This window comes from Modestobacter sp. NPDC049651, from assembly GCF_040659695.1.
Classification (GTDB): Bacteria; Actinomycetota; Actinomycetes; order Mycobacteriales; family Geodermatophilaceae; genus Modestobacter.
Map to the genome: position 1 here is coordinate 151,660 of NZ_JBFAOG010000005.1, position 17,554 is coordinate 169,213.

Here is a 17,554-nt window from a genome sequence, read left to right on the forward strand (position 1 = left end):
GGCGGATCCGGCGGGGCGGGACGGGCGGTGAGACCGTGCGCCCGGCGCGGTGCGCCCCTCTCGTGGGGGCAGTGCGTCCGGTCGGTGGGTCCGCTGGAGAGTCCAAGGCGCCGTCCCCGTCGTCGCTGCCGTGGTCGCTCGGTGGCGGGGCGGTCCCCGGCCACCGACCCGACCGTAAGGCTGAGCACCGGACCGCGCCATGCCCATCGGCGCGGCCGGCCGCCGGCCCGACGGGCGCGCCCGCGTGTCGCCGCGACTCGCCGCCGACCGGCCGCAATCCCGTTCCGCAACGCAACGAGCACCGCCGGGAGCGAACGGCCCCTACGGTGTGCCGGTGCGCGACGGGGAGAGCAGGACGACCGGAGCAGTCCGGTCTCCCCGGGGCAACCCCGGGGGCCGCTCGCCAGCTCGGCATCGCGTCACCCGCCGTCCAGTGCGCTCCGCGCACCTCCCGGCGCCCCTGTCCGGGGCAGGCTGCGCTCCCCGTCGCGCACCTCGGCAGTGACGACGAAGGTCGAGCGCCGACTCGAGGTCACCGCGGCCGGCCTCGCGACCGCGCTGCTCGGTGGCCGGTGGCAGCGCCGCGAGATGGTCCGCCGCACGGCGGTGGCGCTGGGAGCGGAGCGGGCGCCCCGGTGGGTCGGCCGGCTCGTCGGCGAGGTGCTGGCCGCCTACGAGCACCCGCCGGCCGACCGGCCGCGGGAGCTCGCCGACTTCGTGCGGACGACGGAGGGCTGGCGGCGCAGCCGGGTGCTGGTGCCCCGACCGCGGGTGGTGCGCTGGCAGCCCGCGCCGACGGCGGTGGTCGCGCGCCGGCGCGGGGTGGCCGACCTGCCCGACCTCGCCGCCGTGGCCCGGCTGCTGGATCTCGACACCGCCGAGCTGGCCTGGTTCGCCGACGCGCACCGGCTGGAGCGCACGGCGGCCGAACCGCTGCGGCACTACCGGTGGACGGTGCGCGAGACGCGGTCCGGCGTCCGGTTGCTGGCCGCGCCGAAGCCACGGCTGAAGGAGGCCCAGCGCCGGCTGCTGCGGCACGTCGTGGGTCCGTTGCCGGTGCACGACGCGGCGCACGGCTGCGTGCCCGGTCGGTCGGTGCGCACCGCGGCGGCGCCGCACACCGGGGCGGCGGTGGTGCTGCAGCTGGACCTGGAGTCGTTCTTCGCGGGCGTCGCGGCGGGCCGGGTGCACGGCCTGCTCCGCACGGTGGGCGGGCTGACCGAACCGGTGGCGCACGCGGTCACCGGGCTGGTGACCACCGTGGTGCCGCGGGCGGTGTGGGCCGCCGTCCCGGCGCCACCGGACGACGAGCGGCACCGGCGGCTGGGCCGGCGGCTCGCGGTGCCGCACCTGCCGCAGGGCGCACCGACGTCCCCGGCGCTGGCCAACCTGGTGTGCTTCCGGCTGGACCGGCGACTGACCGGGCTCGCCGCGTCGTTCGGGGCCACGTACACCCGCTACGTCGACGACCTCACGTTCAGCGGGGACCGCGGTCTCGACCGCGGCCGGTTCGAGCGGCTGGTCGGTGAGGTGGTGACCGAGGAGGGGTTCGCGCTGAACGCGGCGAAGACGCGGTCGGCGCCGTCGTCCCGGCGGCAGTCGGTGCTCGGGGCGGTGGTCAACGTGCGCCCCGCGCTCCCGCGGCCGGAGCGGGACGCGCTGCGGGCGCTGCTGCACAACTGCGCCGTGCACGGGTGGACGACGCAGGTCCGCGACCGCGACCCGGCGACGTTCCGCGACCACGTGCTGGGCCGGGTGGCGTGGGCCGCGTCGGTGGACCCGGTGTCCGGTGCCCGGCTGCGCGCGCTGGCCGACCGCATCGACTGGGGCGTCACCGCGGGATGACGCCGTCCCTCGCCAGCGTCGGGACGTCGACCGGCACCGTGTCCGGGTAGAGCAGGCCGCTGCCGGTGTTGAGGACGACGACCTCGTCGCTGCTGCCCAGCCAGCCGGCCTCGCGCAGCTGCCCGACCGCGGCGAAGCAGGCCGCGCCCTCGGGGCAGGTCCAGGTGCCCTCGTCGCGGGCGAGCTGGTGCTGCGCGGCGAGCAGCTCGTCGTCGGTGACCGCGACCGCGGTGCCACCGGTGGCACGGACCGCGTCGAGCACCAGGAAGTCACCCAGCGGCTTGGGCACCGTGATGCCGAAGGCGACGGTGCGCGGATCGGCGGGCGCCGTGCTCTCGTCCCGCCCGGCCAGGAAGGCGTCGACGATCGGCGCGCAACCGGCGGCCTGGACGGCGACCAGCCGCGGCAGGTCACCGATGATCCAGCCGAGGGCCTTCAGCTCGAGCAGCGCCTTGTGGATCGCGATGATCCCGACGCCGCCACCCGTCGGGTAGAGGATCACGTCGGGGCAGCGCCAGCCGAGCTGCTCGGCGATCTCGTAGCCCATCGTCTTCTTGCCCTCGATGCGGTAGGGCTCGCGCAGCGTGGAGGTGTCCTGCCATCCGGGCCGGTCTGCGACCTCCCGCTGCACGATCGCCCCGGCGTCGCCGATCAGCCCGTCGACGAGGTACAGCTCGGCGCCGGTGACGACGCACTCGCGCCGGGTGATCTCCGGTGCGTCGACCGGCATGGCGATGAGCGCACCGAGGCCGGCGCGGGCCGCGTACGCAGCCCAGGCCGCGCCGGCGTTGCCGTTGGTGGGCATGGCGATGCCCTGCACGCCGAGCTCCCGGGCTCGGGAGACGCCGACGGCGGCGCCGCGCGCCTTGAACGCGCCGGTCGGCAGGAGGCCCTCGTCCTTCATGCGCAGGGCCGGGACGCCGAGCCGGGCGCCCGCGGTGGGCAGGTCGAGCAGCGGCGTCATACCCTCGCCGAGGCTGACCACGTGCCGCGGGTCGCGCACCGGCAGCAGTTCGGCGTACCGCCACAGCGTGGGCGCGCGGCCGGCGATCTCCTCGCGGGTCACGGTGCCGGCGACGCGGTCGAGGTCGTAGCGGGCCAGCAGCGGGGCGCCGAGCGACGACGTGCCCTGGACGACGTCGGCGTCGTGCCGCGAACCGTCGCGGGAGCACTCCAGGTGGGACAGCGCGGAGACGGAAGGCCGGGGCACTGACGGCGCAGCAGAGGTCACCGGCGCAGTCTGCCCGCGCCGGTGATCCACACCGGAAGCGCACTACTGGATGAGGGGTCCGATGATGATCTCGGTGCCGTCGGGGCGGTAGGTGCGCCATCGGCCGCCGGGATCTCGAACGACTGAGAACCCATGGTGGACCTTGGTGTGGTGCCGTTCGCACAACAACGCTGAGTTCTCGAGGCTGGTCTCACCGCCGTTGATCCAGTGCACGAGGTGGTGGACATCGGCCCACCAGTGCGGCGCCCCGCACCCGGCGAACACGCACGTCCTGTCCCGGGCGACGACTGCTCGGCGGAGGCCCGCCGGCACGATGCGGTGCCTTCGCCCGTAGTCCAACGGCGTCCCGTCCGGACCCATCACCACGCGGGAGACGACGGCGTCGCAGGCCAGCCACCGGGCCCGGGCGGCGGAGATCTGCGCCCCGAACCCCATGGTCGCCGTCTGGGCGCCGGTCGCGGGGTCGATCAGGTCCTCCAGCTGCACCTGGACGACCACGTGCGGCTTCTCGCTCCGCAGGATCGGCAGCTGACCGCTGGCGAGCTGGTTGTCCGCGATCTGCACGAACGCATCGCCCTGCTGCTGACGCCGGTTGCGGGTGTCGCCCTTGGGGCGGTGGGCCTGCACCTGGGACTCCAGGGCGGCCTGCACCTTCGCCCCGGCAACGGCGTCGAAGTGGAACCGGCCGCTGATCGACCCGTCGGCGTGCTTGACCATCGACAACGACCGTTCCTCGGTCGGGTCCGGCTCGGGCCCATCGGGGTCCAGCGCCTCCTTGAAGGCCCCCACAGCGATCTTCAACGCGTCGTGCGAGGACTCCCGCGCCACCCGCGCCCAGGCCTCGTCGAACGCGGTCAGGTCGATGTCCTGCGCCACCGCCTGGGCGAGCTGCTTGGGGCCCACCGCACCAGCGATGACCTTCACCTGCGCCGCGCTGATCGACCCGTCAGCGAACCCGGCCGCCACCTGCGGGAAGTGCGCCAGCAGCCGGCCGGCGCGCAGCAGCTGCGACGCGTCCTTCTTCGCCAGCCGCTGGTGCCCGACCAGCCACGACCGCATGCTCTTCAGCCCGTCGCGCTCGGGCGCCTGCGTGGTCTCCGCGTGCCGCGCGGTGCGGGTCAGCTCCGCGGCCACCAGGTTCCCCGCCGCCACCAGCAGCGCCGTCCGGTCCAGGGCCTCCCCGTCGGACAAGCCGTGCAGGTCCTGCCGCGAGAGGTCACCGAGCAACGCCAGCAACGGGTGCATGACACCTCCCGACGACTTCGAACGTGTGTACGAAGTCTACCGGGGAACGACCGCCCTCACCAGACGAATGCCCAGGTCAACCGGCCGATCAGTCCCGCGGTGGCTGGCGCGGAACCGGAACGTCAGCCGAGGAAGCCGACCAGCACCCAGGCCGTCGCCCCAGCGACCGCCAGCAGGGCGGAGACCAGGTAGACCGCCACCCACTGGAACCCGCGCACGCGCCGGCCCTCCGCGGGCACCAGCTCACGCAGCTCCAGCAGCGGAGCCGGGCCGCGCCGGTACCAGCCGCGCACGACGACGTCCTGGTCGACGAGGTCGGGCACCCGGAGGAGGCCGAACAGCGACCGGGCGAAGGGCCACGGCTGGCGGTAGAGGACCGGGACGAAGCCGGACCCGTCCTGGACCACGACGTCCGGGCTCAGCACGTACCCGGGGGTGCCGCGGCCGACGACGCGCCCGTGCACCTCGACCGGCAGGCCGGTGACCGGGTTGGCGTCGAGGCGGGTGAGCAGCGAGGCGACCCGCGGTTGCGGTCGGCTGGGCAGCAGCGGCCGCTGGAACGACGTCCGGACGAAGAGCGCCGCACCACCGACCGTCGCCGCCTGCGCGAGCAGCAGCCAGGAGTGGGAGCCCCACGCGACCACCCCGACCAGCAGCGCGACCAGCGGGAGGTAGTTGACCGGCAACTCGAGCCAGAACCGGCGTCGGGCCCGCGAGAGGTCCGGGCCCGCGCACGACTCGGCCACCTCGCGGGCGCTCCACTGCCGGGGAGCGCCCGGCAGACCGCTGCCCTCCAGCGCCGCGATCCGCCGGACGACCAGCGGGTGGGTGCTGAACAGCTGGGTGAAGCGGGCCCACGGGTTGCAGGTGTCCCAGCGCAGCGCGCCGACGACCTCGCGCGGCTCCAGCCCCCGCTCGCGGGCGGCGAGCACGGTGGCGCCCTGCGCCTGGTCGGCGATGCCGAGGACGCCGACCGCGCGCACCCGGTGCCGGCGGCGCTCCTCCTTGGCCGCGGCCCGCTTGGCCTCCTTGTCCTTGCCCTGCGCCGCAGCGGCGGCGCGCGAGACCCGGGCGGCGTCGACCTGGCCCATGCCGTACCCGATCGACACCAGCGCCGAGCACAACGCGTCGCCGTCCCGGGTGACCGTGCAGCTGTAGTGGTCGGCCCCGAGCTCCCGTGCCCGGCTGAGCGCGAGGACGACGAACTGCGACAGCAGGTAGCCGAGGTACCCGATGACCGCCGGGATGGCGGTGTTCGCGTTGTTGCTGCTCCGGAGCGAGAGGTAGACGTAGTAGAGGACGACGGGCACCGTGCTGGCGATCGCCATGACGACCACGTCGTTGTGCCGCACGTGGCCGACCTCGTGGCTGACGACGGCGTCCAGCTCGCGCTCGTCGAGCCGCTCCAGCAGCCCGCGGGTGACGTAGATCCGGGCGTCGCCCCGGTGGTGGCCGAAGGTGAAGGCGTTCGGCGTCCCGTCGTCGACGATGCCCAGCCGCACCGGCCGGACCCCGGCCTCGGCGCAGCGCCGCGCGACGATCGCGCCGAGCTCGTGCTCGGTGTCGTAGCGACCGTCGACCCACGCGATCGGGGTCGCCGGGACCAGCCACTGCACGATGACGGGCGCGAGCGCGTACTGCCCGGCGAGGAACAGCAGCGAGACCACCAGCGGCACCCAGACCGGGACGCCGAGGACGACCAGGACGGCACCACCAGCGGTCAGCAGCGCGGCGAGCAGGAACAGCGAGAGGGCGGAGCGGCGGAGCACGTAGCCGGCCATGGGGTGTCTTCCCGAGCATCGACGACAGGTGTCTGTGCTGGTCCCCCCACGGTTCCCGCATGATCACGAGCCGCGCCGCGGCCACTGTCGACCGCATCGATGACCGGCGCAACTCGAACCGGCCGCGCCCCCTGTCCGAGAACCTCAGTGCGCCGCGCCGCCCAGGTGCAGCAGCGCGACGCCCGCCACGACCAGGGTGACGCCGGCGACCTGCCACCCGGTCAGCGGCTGCCCGAGGAACACCGCCCCGATGACCACGACGGCCACCGTGCCGACCGCCGACCAGATCGCGTACGCCACCCCCACGGGCACGGTCCGCACCACCTGGGCGAGCAGCGCGAGGCACAGCAGGTACCCGGCCACCACGGCGGCGGTGGCGCCGGGCGCGGTGAACCCGTGCGTGCGCGGCAGCAGCGAGGTCGCGGTGACCTCCGCCGCGATCGCCCCGGCCAGCAGCAGGTAGGCCACCCGGGTCAGCCGGCGGTGGTCTCCGCCAGCAGCACCTCGTGCTCGCGCACCGCCACCGCCACCCGGGTGCCGGGCGCGAGGTCCGCGGCCCGGTGGGACGGGACGTCGGCGAGCAGCTCGGCGCCGTCGGCGACGGCCCGCACCCGCAGCCGGGTGGTCGGCCCGCGGAAGGTGGCCACCGCGACCTCGTGCCCGCCGGCGGGGTCGGCCGTGGCGGCGACCGCCTCCGGCCGCACCAGCACCAGCACCGCGGTCCCCGCCGGTGGCACGGCCGCGATCCGGTCGACCGGCAGCCGCTGCGTCCCGAGCCGGACCGTCGCGTCGAGCTCGACGACGCCCGGCAGCCGGTTCATCGTGCCCACGAACTCGGCGACGAACGGGGTGGCGGGCCGGTCGTAGAGCACCGCCGGCGCGGCGCACTGCTCCAGCCGGCCGGCGCGCATCACGCCGACCCGGTCGGCCATCGACAGCGCCTCCTCCTGGTCGTGGGTGACGAACAGCGTCGTGACGCCGAGCTCCAGCTGGATGCGGCGGATCTCGTCGCGCAGCTGCTCGCGGACCTTCGCGTCCAGCGCGGACAGCGGCTCGTCGAGCAGCAGCACCCGCGGCGCGACGGCCAGCGCCCGGGCGAGCGCGACCCGCTGCTGCTGCCCGCCGGACATCTGGTGCGGGAACTTGCCGACGTGCTCGGCGAGGCCGACCAGCTCCAGCAGCTCGCGGGCCCGCGCCCGGCGCCGCCCGCCGGCCTGACCGCGCAGCCGCAGCCCGAACGCCACGTTGTCCTCGGCGGTCATCGTCGGGAACAGGCTGTAGGACTGGAACACCATCCCCATGTCCCGCTTGCGGGCCGGCACGCCGGTCATCTCCCGGCCGTCGACCAGGATCGACCCGGACGTCGGCTCGTCGAAGCCGGCGAGCAGCCGCAGCGCCGTCGTCTTGCCGCAGCCCGAGGGGCCGAGCAGCGCGAGCAGCTCGCCGGGGCGCAGCGCCAGGTCCAGCCCGTCGAGCGCCGCGGTGGTGCCGAACCGGCGGTGCACGCCGCGGAACTCGACCGAGGCGCCGGGCGCCGCCGTGGGCGGGGCGACGGCGGCGGGGGTGAGGGTCTGGGTCATGACGTCCTCCCGTGTCGGGCGGCACGCCGCCAGTTGAGTGCACCGATCAGCAGCAGGAGCAGCTCCACGACCAGCAGGCTGAGCACGGAGGCGGCCACCTGGACCTGACCGGAGGTGGTGGGCAGTTGCACCAGCCAGACGGGGAACGGCTTGGTGTAGAGCAGGATCGAGGCGATCGTGTACTCGCCCATCACCAGGGCGAAGCACAGGAACGCGGCGTTGACCACGGCGGTCCGCAGGCTCGGCAGCACCACCCGCCAGACGACGGCGGGCCAGCCGGCGCCCAGGTTCTGCGCGGCCTCGGTCAGGGTGTGCGCGTCGATCGACCGGATGCCGGCGTCCAGCGCCCGGTAGGCGAACGGCAGCGCGAGCACCACGTAGAGCAGCGCGAGCACCACCGGGAAGCCGGGGTCGCGCAGCCCGGTGATCAACGACGCCAGCGGGCCGGTCAGGTGGTCGCCGGTCCAGGTGAAGGTGTCGGAGACGCCGACGACCAGCACGACCGGTGGGAACACCAGCGGCAGCAGGCTCAGCACCTCGACCACCGGCCGCACCCGCGGGTAGCGCAGGTGCAGCAGCAGCTGGGTGGGCACCATCAGCAGCAGCGTGATCACGATGGTCACCGCGGCCAGGCCGAGCGAGGTGAGCAGCGCCGTCCCGATGCCGAACTGCCCGTTGGGCGCGGTGGTGAACAGCTGCGAGTACGCGCTGCCGCTCACCCCTCCCCCGCGGGGCCGGCGGACGGTGAACCAGAACGCGAACGCGAGCGGCACGAGGAAGTAGACGCCGCAGACGGTCAGCACTACCCAGCGGAGCAGCGAGCCGCGGGCCGAGCGCGACCGGTTCACGGCCGGCGGGGCCGGCACCGGGACGTCGACGACGGCGGTCACGCCAGCCACCTCGTGGTCCGCCGCTGCAGCGCCAGGTACAGCAGGGTCAGCGGCACGACGACCACGACCATGTCCAGCGCCAGCGCCGCGCCCAGGTTCTCCTGGCCGGAGAGCACGTTGCCCGAGAGCACGTTCGCGATCTGCGTCGGTACCAGCGGGAACGACTGGCCGACGAGGGCGTTCGCGGTGGCGTAGGCGGAGAACGCCGAGCAGAACAGCAGCAGCAGCGAGCCCAGGAAGGTGGGCAGCAGCACGGGCCCGGCGACCAGCCGCCAGTACTGCCGGCGGGAGGCGCCCAGGTTGCCGGCCGCCTCCGCCCACTGCGGCTTCAGCCCCTCCAGCGCCGGGGTCACGACCAGCACCATCAGCGGGATGAGGAAGTACAGGTAGACGACGCAGATGCCGCCGACCGTGGTCAGCCGCAGGTGCAGGTCGTCCTGCACCGAGACGCCGAGGTGGTCCTGCAGCAGCGCGGTGAGCGTGCCGGCGTTGCCGATGGTCGCGATGAACAGGAACGCCAGCGGGATGCCGCCGAAGTTCGCCATCACCGCGGCCGCCGCGGTCACGACCTGCCGGAGGACGCCGCTGCGGCTGGTGAGCACCGCGTGCGCGAGCAGCACCCCGACCACACCGGCGACCACGGCGGTGAGCGCGGAGAGCTCCACGCTGTTGAGCAGCGACGTGCGGTAGATGCCGGTGAACGTCCGGGTGACGTTCTCACCGGTGAACGAGGTGCGGCCGACGAACTGCTGCGTCACCGGGTCGCGCACCCGGTCCGTCCGCCGGAAGGCGCTGAACAGGATGACCGCGACGGGCAGCAGCAGGAACAGGCCCACGAAGAGGAAGTACGGCGCGAGACCCAGCCAGCCCAGCCGCGGGCGGCGCAGCCGGGAGACCCCGGCTGCGCCGCCGCTGACCGGGCGGACGGCGGTCCGGCCCGGAGCGGTTGCCGTGACCACTACGCGACCGCGCCGGCCCACTTCTGGGTCACGACGTCCTTGGCCGCCGTGATCTGGTCCTGCGTGGGGTTGAACGGCTTGGCGTCCTGCACCTCCGGCACCGCGGCGAGCGCGGCCTTGTCGGCGGTGCCGGCCTGCTGCATCGCCGGCAGCCGGACCGGGCGGGCGGAGCCCTTCAGCCAGAGGTTCTGCCCCTCGTCGCTGTAGAGGTACTCCTCCCACAGCCGGGCCGCGGCCGGGTGCGCCGCGTTCGTGCTGACCGCCTGCGCGTAGAAGCTGGAGACCAGGCCGTCGGTCGGGACGTTGGTGCTCCAGTCGACGCCCTGCGCCTTCAGCGCGGCCGCGTTGCCGACGTTCAGGTAGTCCCAGTCGAGCACGATCGGGGTCTCACCGGAGGCCACGGTCGCGTCGGTCACCTGGGTCTTGTTGAAGACGCCGTCCTTGTTCAGCTTGCCGAAGAAGTCGATGCCCGGCTGGACGTCCTTCGCCGACCCGCCGTTGGCCAGCGCTGCGGCCCAGACGGCGTTGAACGCGGAGTTCGCGCTCGTCGGGTCGCCGTTCAGCGACACCATGCCCTTGTAGGCCGGGTCGTCGAGCGCCTTGAGCGTCGTCGGGCAGGTGCTGACCTTCGCCATGTTGCAGCCGATGGAGACGTAGCCGCCGTAGTCGCTGGACCAGAGGCCGCCGGCGTCCTTCTGCGCCTCGGGGACGTCCTTCCAGGTGCTCACCTTGTACGGCGCGAACAGGCCCTCCTGGGCGCCGGACAGCGCGTACGAGTTGCCGATGTCGACCACGTCGGGCGCCGAGGACTGGCCCTTCGTCGACTTGATCGCGTTGATCTCGTCGCCGCTGGAGCCGTCCGGGTTCTCGCTGTTGATCTCGATGTCGTACTTGGCCGCGAAGCCGTCGATGATCTCGCCGTAGTTCGCCCAGGTGCGGGGCACGGCGATCAGGTTGAGCGTGCCCTCCTTCTTCGCGGCCGCGATGAGCGCGTCCATGCCGCCGCCGGCCTCGGCCGACTGCGCGGTGGCCCAGTCGACGGCCTTGCCGCCGCCGCTGCCGGCCGCTTCGCTCGCGTCCGCGCCGCCGCCACAGGCGGCCAGGCCGGCGAGCACGGCTCCGGCCACCAGCGCCATGCCGGCCCGGGCCTTCGTGCGATCAGGCACCACTACCTCGTCTTTCGGTCGTTCCGGGCGGCACGCGCCGACCGGCCGGGGAGAGCCTGCGAGGCGGAGTGATCGTGCCGGTGTCGCGGCACCGACGCGTCGGTGAACGTCGCACCACATCGGTTTCCGAGGGCAACGCACTGGTCAGGCCCACGGGTCGGGCAGGTGCAGCAGCGTGTTCCGGTCGGCCGCGGCGCCCGCGCGGGGGTTGCTCTCGAGCGCGGTGCCGCGGGCCTGCCAGTCGTTGGCGGCGAGCTCGCGGGACAACCCGGCCAGGTGCACGGGGTCCTCCCCCGCGGCCGCGTCGGCCGGTCCGGCGTGGTCGAGCATCGTGGTGGCGATGGTGAGCACGCCGTCCCCGCGGAGCAGCTCCACGACCCGGGCCTGCTGCGGCCAGTCGATCAGCGAGGGCGCGGTCACCTCCCACCAGCTGCCGTGCGCGGTGACCGCGCTGCGGTGGGTGTGCCCGTTGAGCCACAGGACGACGCAGCGGTGCCGGGCGAGCAGCGCCGCCACCTCCTCGCGCAGCACCCGCCGGGGTGCGCCGTCGGCTCCCGTCGCGTTGACCAGCGTGTGCAGCGGGTGGTGGCTGGCCAGCACGACCAGCCGCTGGTTGGCGTCGGCCGCCGCGAGCTCCGCGGCGAGCCACTCGAACTGCGGTGCGTCCAGCGACCCCTGCCAGCCGCCGTGCTCGTCGACGGTGTCGAGCGTGAGCAGGGTGACGACGGCGCCGGACGGCGCGAGGTGGTCGAACCGGTGGTAGGGGCGGTCGGGCCGGGTGAACCCGTGGCCCGGCGGCCGGGCGCCCGCGGTGAGGTGGGCGGCCACGAACTCCGCGCGGCCGACGATCCGGCGTCCGCGGTCGGGGGTGACCGCGCGGTGCCGGGTGTCGCGGAGCGCGTCGATCGCGGCCGGGTCGCAGCGGGCCAGCCCGTCGAGGAGCTTCACCACCGTGTCGTCGTCCGGCTCGGCGAGCCAGCCGACCGGCTTCCGCCCGCCGGTCGCGGCCGCCGCCAGGAACCCGGCGGCCGGCACGGTGCCCTGCAGCATCCGGTCGTGGTTGCCGTGCACCGCGAGCCACGGCAGCCGCAGACCGGTGGCGACGAACGGCGCGCGGGCGGCGTCGAGCAGCCCGGGCACCGTCGGGAAGCCGTACCGCTCGCGCGGCAGGTCGGCCGCGGGGGCGTCGGGGTGCCAGTAGCGGGGGTCGCCGTCGGTGGCGTCGGCGACGCCCTCGTACCGGGTGAGGTCGCCGGAGTCCGGCCGCACCGGCCCGCCGTCGAGCAGCGCCAGGTACCAGGCGAGCTCGTTGGCCTGGCCGTTGTCGGTGTTGTCGCCGGTGGCGACCGCCAGGTCGAGCGGGCGGCCGCCGACCGGGCCGGCGTCCAGCGCGTTGACCGCCCGCACCATCGCCTCGACCACCTGCGCGGTGAGCAGTTCCTGCGCGCGGTAGGTGCCGACCTCCTCGATCCGGTCGCGGACCGGGGAGTCGGGGTCGACGAAGCGGTCGAGGAACTCCGCGCGGGCCGGCGACTGGGCGTCGCACACGTGCAGGTCGGACAGGTGGGCGATGCCCAGCAGCGGCTCCCCGGGGTGCCGGGGCGCGGGCGCGAGGTCGGTCCGGTCCAGCCGGGGCTCCCCCGGGCCCGGGCGCAGCCGGCGGTACCCGCCGCGGCCAGGGGCTCCGCCGCCGACGGTGGTCGTGGTGGTGGTCATCCGCGGAGTGAAGGCGGCGCAGGCGGACGGTCGGTGAACGGCGGCGGTCGGGCCGGCAGCGGCGCGGGAAGTTCCTCGCCCGCTCGTTCGTTGCGCGAACCACCCGACGTCGGACAGCGCTGCCCGCCCGGGGACCATCGAACCCGGCGGGGACCAGTCCCCCGCCGCACCGAGCGAGGAGCAGCGTGACCACGACGGCGACACCAGCAGCGGGGATCGGCTTCCGCTCCGAGCGGGGGCCGGTGCTGATCGGCGTCATGCTCTCCACGGCCCTGGTGGCGATCGACTCGACGATCATCGCCACCGCGGTGCCCTCGATCGTCGACAGCATCGGCGGCTTCGCCGAGTTCCCCTGGCTGTTCTCGATCTACCTGCTCGCACAGGCGGTGACCGTGCCCGTCTACGGCAAGCTCGCCGACGTCTTCGGCCGCAAGCCGGTGATGCTGTTCGGCATCGGGCTGTTCCTGCTCGGCTCGGTGCTCTGCGGGTTCGCCTGGAGCATGGGCGCGCTGATCGCCTTCCGCGCCGTGCAGGGCATCGGCGCGGGCGCGGTCCAGCCGATGTCGATGACGATCGTCGGCGACCTGTACTCCCTGGCCGAGCGGGCGCGCGTGCAGGGCTACCTCGCCAGCGTCTGGGCCATCTGCTCGGTGGTCGGCCCGACGCTGGGCGGCGTGTTCAGCGAGTACGTCAGCTGGCGGTGGATCTTCTTCGTCAACATCCCGTTCTGCCTGCTCGCCGCCGCGATGATCGGCCGCCGGTTCACCGAGCGCGTGGAGCGCAGCCGGCCGCGGATCGACTACCCCGGCGCGGTGGTGCTCACCGTCGGCCTGACCCTGCTGGTGCTCGGGCTGCTCGAGGGCGGCCAGGCGTGGGCGTGGGACTCCCCGCAGAGCATCGCCGTCCTGGCCGCCGGCGTCGTCCTGCTCGTCGCGTTCGTGCTCGTCGAGCGGCGGGCCGCGGACCCGGTCGTCCCGCTGTTCCTCTTCCGGCACCGGCTGATCGTCACGACCAGCCTGGTCTCCGCGGCGGTCGGCGCGGTGCTGCTCGGGCTCACCTCCTACGTGCCCACCTACGTGCAGGAGGCGCTGGGCACCGGCCCGCTGGTCGCCGGGTTCGCGCTCGCCGCGCTCACCATCGGCTGGCCGGTCTCCGCGTCGCAGGCGGGCCGGCTGTACCTGCGCATCGGCATCCGGGCGACCGCCCTCGTCGGAGCGGTCGTCGTGCTCGCCGGCGCCGCGCTGCTGCTGCTCCTGGACGCCTCCTCGAGCGTCGTCCAGGTGGGACTGACCTGCTTCGTCATCGGCCTGGGCATGGGGCTCACCGCCGCGCCCACGCTGATCGCGGCCCAGTCGGCGGTCGGCTGGCAGCAGCGCGGCGTGGTCACCGGCACCAACATGTTCTTCCGGTCGATGGGCAGCTCGGTCGGCGTCGCCGCCTTCGGCGCGGTCGTCAACGGCACGCTCGGTGCGGTGTCGCTGGAGAGCGCCGGGGTGGGGCCGGGCCTGCTGACCGACGCCGTCCACCACGTCTTCCTGGCGACGGCGGGCGTGTCGGTGCTGCTGCTGGTCGCGGTGCTGCTGATGCCCCGCGACCGGCAGGCCGAGCAGCAGCCCGCCGCCGCCTGATCAGGCCGGCGCGCCGACGCCGAGGGTGCGGATCAGGTCGAACCGCGACGCGTCCTCGGTGCCCGGCTCGGCCGTGTAGGTGACGATCCGCAGGTCGGTGCAGGAGGCGGTGAAGACGTCGCAGTCGAGCGTCACCGGGCCCACGGCCGGGTGGTCGAACGTCTTGCGCCGCGACGAGTGCTCCGCGACGACGCCCTCGGCCCACAGCCGGGCGAACCGCTCGTCCTCCTGCAGCTGCCCGAGCAGCGCCCGCACCGACGGGTCGTCGGGGTACCGGATGACGGCCGATCGCAGGTCGGAGACCAGCGCCCGCTCGTGCCGCTCCTGCTCCTGGGGTGTCCAGACGACCTGCGGGGCGCGGCCGGCGAACTGCGCCTGCACCAGGTTCATCCCCGGCGGGAAGCGGCCGAGCAGCGCCTCCCAGGCCGCGTTGACCGACAGCAGCGTCCAGTGCGCCGTCCAGACGCCGACCGCGACGTCGGGGAGCCGGGCGAGCAGCCGCTGCACGCTGGCCGGGACGTGCGTGGGCACCACGCCCGGACCGGGTGCGGGCAGCCCAGCGGCGAGGAACAGCTGGTCGCGCTCGCACTCGCCGACCTGCAGCACCCGGGCCAGCGACGCGACGACCTGCGCCGACGGCCGCTCCGCGCGGCCCTGCTCCAGCCGCACCAGGTAGTCGACCGACAGGCCGGCCAGCAGGGCGACCTCCTCGCGGCGTAGACCGGCGGTGCGGCGCTGCCCCGCAGGGAAGCCGACGGCCGCCGGTGGCAGCCGCTCCCGCCATGCGCGCAGCAGCGTCGCCAGTTCCCCGCGCTCGGTCACGCCCCCATGATCGCGCGCCCGCGGCGCGGCTGGGTGGTACTGCTGGTCATACGGTCGAAGGGGCCCATCGGACGTCGCCCGGCCGGGGGCACCGTGGTCGCCATGACGACGACGTTGATCACCGGTGGGAACAAGAGCCTGGGCCACGAGACGGCCCGGCGGCTGAAGGAGCAGGGGCACCGGGTGGTGATCGGCGCCCGCGACCCGGAGCGCGGGGCGCGCGCGGCCGAGGAGCTGGGCGTCGAGTGGGTGCAGCTCGACGTGACGTCCGACGAGTCGGTGGCGTCGGCGGCGGAGGAGGTGCGCGAGCGGTTCGGCACCCTGGACGTGCTGGTGAACAACGCCGGGATCTCCGGCCCGTTCGTCGGCGTGGCGGAGTTCGACGGGCCTGCGGCGCTGTCGGTGTTCGACACCAACACGATCGGGATCGTCCGGACGACGCACGCCTTCCTGCCGCTGCTGCAGGAGTCGGCGGCGCCGGTGGTCGTGAACGTCACCAGCGGGCTGGGCTCGTTCACCGTCCGCGCCGACGAGTCGCGGATCGAGTCGACGCTGCCCACGCTCGCGTACTCGGCCAGCAAGGCGGCGGTGAACATGCTGACGTCGGTGTACGCCCGGTTCCTGCCCGAGCTGCGGGTGAACACGGTCGACCCCGGCTACACGGCCACCGACTTCAACGGCCACTCCGGCCCGCAGACCCTCACCGAGGGCACCGACGCGATCGTGGCGATGGCGACCATCGGCGCCGACGGCCCGACCGGCACCTTCACCGACCGGCACGGCGCCGTCGGCTGGTGACCTCCCGGGCCACGGCGCTCAGCCACCGGGCGCCGTGGCCCGCCACTCGGTCGGGGTGACGCCGAACGCCTGCCGGAACCGCCGGCTGAAGTGGCTCGCGTCGGGGAACCCGCACCGGCGGGCGACGACGGCGACACCGCCCGGATCGACGGCGAGCTGCTCCCGCGCCCGCTGCAGGCGCCGGTCGGCGATCCACTGGGCCGGCGTCAGCTGGTGCCCCGCACGGGCCCACACGTCGTAGAGATGGCGCACCGAGACGGCGTGCGCCGCGGCGATGCGCTCGACGGTGAGGTCGCGGTCGCCGAGGTGGGCGTCGACGTACAGGGTGATCCGCACCTCGAGCGCAGCGTCCACCGCGTCGACGGCGGCCGCCGACCCCGCCGCGGTGGCGAGCAGCGCGCGCACCAGCGCCGCGGTGGCCTGCCCGGCCAGCGGCCGGTGCTCGGCCGGCAACGCGGCGACCGCCCGGTGCAGTCCGGCCAGGTGCCGGCGCACCAGGTCGTAGAAGGGGCTGCGGCGCAGCGCGGGCACCGCGGCGCGCACGACGTCGACCGGCACCCCCACCTGCCGGTTGCTCAGGATGAGCACGTCGTGGTCGTGGGCGGTGCGGTGGCTCAGCCGGTAGGGCGCGGTCATGTCGACGCAGGTGAGCTCCCCGACCGGGACGTCGCTGTCGCCGCGGGCGGTCGACACCAGCGCGTCGCCGCGGCGGTGCCAGCCGATGGCCACGTGCTCCGGTGCGTCCGCGCGCACCTGCCCGGGGGTGCGCACGATGTCGAGGGCGTTGCCGCTGGTCCGCAGCAGGTGGACCTCCGGCCCGAGGGCGAGGCGTTCGACGCGGTGGCGCACGGGCCGCGGACCGAGCACCACGGTGCGCCGCGGGCGCTGGCCCTCGTAGGCGGCGTGGACGGCATCGGCCCGGTCGGCCCCGGGCAGCAGGTCGGTGTCGAGCAGCACGCTCATCGGGCCCCCTGGTCGAGATCGCGGCCGAGCGTAGGGGGCCCGGGCCGGGACCGGGTGCGCCCGGCGACCGCGGGCGCCGTCCGTCACGCGAGTTCACCCCGCTGTGACGTCGGAGCGGTTCGACCGGCCCCGCGGCGGGCCCGCAGCCGGCGCGACCACGGTCACCCCGCCGCCGGGGCCTGCCGGACGCCGGTCCGGTGGTTCAGCTGGTCGCCCGCACCGCCTCGCGGATCAGGTCGGCGACGGCCTCGGGGTGGGCGAGCATCACCAGGTGGGAGGAGTCGACCTCGGTCACGGTCATGCCGGCGCGGGAGTAGCCGAACCGCTCGACGTCCGGGTTGATGGTGTGGTCGGCGGCGGCGACCAGCCCCCACGAGGGCTTGGTCCTCCACGCTGCGGCCGGCGCCTTCTCGGCGAACGCCGCACCGGCGAGCGGCCGCTGGGAGACCGCGAGCACCCGGGTCAGCTGCGGGTCGACACCGGCGGCGAACACGGCCGGGAACTTGTCGACGTCGACGTAGACGTCGGTGCCGTCCTCGGCGCCGGGCTGCGGGAAGGGCCGGTAGACCAGGGCGGCGGCCAGGTCGGAGTCGGGGAACCCGCCCTGCAGCTCGCCGAGGCTCTCCCCCTCCTCCAGCGCGTAGCCGGCGACGTAGACCAGGCCGACGACGTTGTCCTCCGTGCCGGCGACGGTGATCACCGCCCCGCCGTAGGAGTGGCCCACGAGCAGGACCGGCCCGTCGATCTGCCGGACGACGGACGCGATGTAGGCGGCGTCGCCGACCAGGCTGCGGTTGGGCACGGCGGGGACGACGACGGACAGCCCGTCGTCGAGCAGCTCGGGGACGACGGCGGCGAAGCTGGCGGAGTCGGCGAACGCGCCGTGCACGAGGACGACGGTGGGAGTGGTGGTCACGAGGCTCCTGCCCC

General features: G+C 74.7%; 15 protein-coding genes. 3 read left to right on the forward strand and 12 right to left on the reverse strand.

Annotated features, from left to right (window positions below; all coding sequences use genetic code 11):
* Positions 1 to 501 precede the first annotated feature (501 nt).
* On the forward strand, positions 502 to 1,845 hold the full coding sequence (locus AB0J00_RS09735; RefSeq protein ID WP_357743523.1) for a reverse transcriptase family protein: 1,344 nt from the start codon (positions 502 to 504) through the stop codon (positions 1,843 to 1,845).
* Here AB0J00_RS09735 and AB0J00_RS09740 read toward each other — a convergent pair.
* The 9 genes from AB0J00_RS09740 to AB0J00_RS09780 form a co-directional block, all read right to left on the reverse strand.
* The gene (locus tag AB0J00_RS09740; protein WP_357743525.1) at positions 1,832 to 3,055 is read right to left on the reverse strand and encodes a threonine synthase; all 1,224 of its coding nucleotides are present in this window, start codon (positions 3,053 to 3,055) and stop codon (positions 1,832 to 1,834) included. The genes AB0J00_RS09735 and AB0J00_RS09740 overlap by 14 nt on opposite strands.
* A 63-nt stretch (positions 3,056 to 3,118) precedes the next feature.
* Entirely contained in the window at positions 3,119 to 4,321 is a 1,203-nt protein-coding gene (locus tag AB0J00_RS09745; protein ID WP_357743527.1) for a DUF222 domain-containing protein, read from the reverse strand.
* A 122-nt stretch (positions 4,322 to 4,443) separates the two neighbouring features.
* Positions 4,444 to 6,102, reverse strand: coding sequence for a M48 family metalloprotease (locus AB0J00_RS09750; RefSeq protein ID WP_357743529.1), 1,659 nt, complete (start codon positions 6,100 to 6,102; stop codon positions 4,444 to 4,446).
* Between the two features lie 144 nt (positions 6,103 to 6,246).
* On the reverse strand, positions 6,247 to 6,570 hold the full coding sequence (locus AB0J00_RS09755) for a multidrug efflux SMR transporter (protein WP_357743530.1): 324 nt from the start codon (positions 6,568 to 6,570) through the stop codon (positions 6,247 to 6,249).
* 5 nt (positions 6,571 to 6,575) lie between these two features.
* Positions 6,576 to 7,682 (reverse strand): ABC transporter ATP-binding protein, encoded by a 1,107-nt coding sequence (locus AB0J00_RS09760; RefSeq protein WP_357743532.1) that lies wholly within the window; start codon positions 7,680 to 7,682, stop codon positions 6,576 to 6,578.
* The gene (locus tag AB0J00_RS09765; RefSeq protein ID WP_357743534.1) at positions 7,679 to 8,572 is read right to left on the reverse strand and encodes an ABC transporter permease subunit; all 894 of its coding nucleotides are present in this window, start codon (positions 8,570 to 8,572) and stop codon (positions 7,679 to 7,681) included. The genes AB0J00_RS09760 and AB0J00_RS09765 overlap by 4 nt, the downstream gene beginning before the upstream one ends.
* Positions 8,569 to 9,531: an ABC transporter permease subunit gene (locus tag AB0J00_RS09770; RefSeq protein ID WP_357743536.1), complete on the reverse strand. Its 963-nt coding sequence runs from the start codon at positions 9,529 to 9,531 to the stop codon at positions 8,569 to 8,571. The genes AB0J00_RS09765 and AB0J00_RS09770 overlap by 4 nt, the downstream gene beginning before the upstream one ends.
* Positions 9,531 to 10,697 carry an ABC transporter substrate-binding protein gene (locus tag AB0J00_RS09775; RefSeq protein WP_357743538.1) on the reverse strand — a complete coding sequence of 389 codons (1,167 nt, stop codon included), beginning with the start codon at positions 10,695 to 10,697 and terminating at the stop codon, positions 9,531 to 9,533. Before AB0J00_RS09775 ends, AB0J00_RS09770 begins: the two co-directional genes overlap by 1 nt.
* A gap of 144 nt (positions 10,698 to 10,841) precedes the next feature.
* Positions 10,842 to 12,413, reverse strand: a complete 1,572-nt coding sequence (locus AB0J00_RS09780) for a TIGR03767 family metallophosphoesterase (RefSeq protein WP_357743540.1) — start codon at positions 12,411 to 12,413, stop codon at positions 10,842 to 10,844.
* Positions 12,414 to 12,598: 185 nt separating this feature from the next.
* Between AB0J00_RS09780 and AB0J00_RS09785 the strand changes: the two genes are divergently transcribed.
* Complete coding sequence (locus AB0J00_RS09785) at positions 12,599 to 14,041, forward strand: MDR family MFS transporter (RefSeq protein WP_357743542.1); 1,443 nt, start codon at positions 12,599 to 12,601, stop codon at positions 14,039 to 14,041.
* On the opposite strand, the gene AB0J00_RS09790 is transcribed toward AB0J00_RS09785, so the two are convergent.
* Entirely contained in the window at positions 14,042 to 14,863 is an 822-nt protein-coding gene (locus AB0J00_RS09790; RefSeq protein WP_357743543.1) for a helix-turn-helix transcriptional regulator, read from the reverse strand.
* Positions 14,864 to 14,965: 102 nt separating this feature from the next.
* On the opposite strand from AB0J00_RS09790, the gene AB0J00_RS09795 reads away from it, so the two are divergent.
* Positions 14,966 to 15,661, forward strand: a complete 696-nt coding sequence (locus AB0J00_RS09795; protein WP_357743545.1) for an SDR family NAD(P)-dependent oxidoreductase — start codon at positions 14,966 to 14,968, stop codon at positions 15,659 to 15,661.
* A gap of 18 nt (positions 15,662 to 15,679) precedes the next feature.
* Here the strand turns inward: AB0J00_RS09795 and AB0J00_RS09800 are convergent, their stop codons facing one another.
* Both AB0J00_RS09800 and AB0J00_RS09805 read right to left on the reverse strand, forming a co-directional pair.
* Positions 15,680 to 16,624, reverse strand: coding sequence for an AraC family transcriptional regulator (locus tag AB0J00_RS09800; protein WP_357743547.1), 945 nt, complete (start codon positions 16,622 to 16,624; stop codon positions 15,680 to 15,682).
* Between the two features lie 202 nt (positions 16,625 to 16,826).
* Positions 16,827 to 17,540 carry an alpha/beta hydrolase gene (locus tag AB0J00_RS09805; RefSeq protein ID WP_357743549.1) on the reverse strand — a complete coding sequence of 238 codons (714 nt, stop codon included), beginning with the start codon at positions 17,538 to 17,540 and terminating at the stop codon, positions 16,827 to 16,829.
* Positions 17,541 to 17,554: the final 14 nt, after the last annotated feature.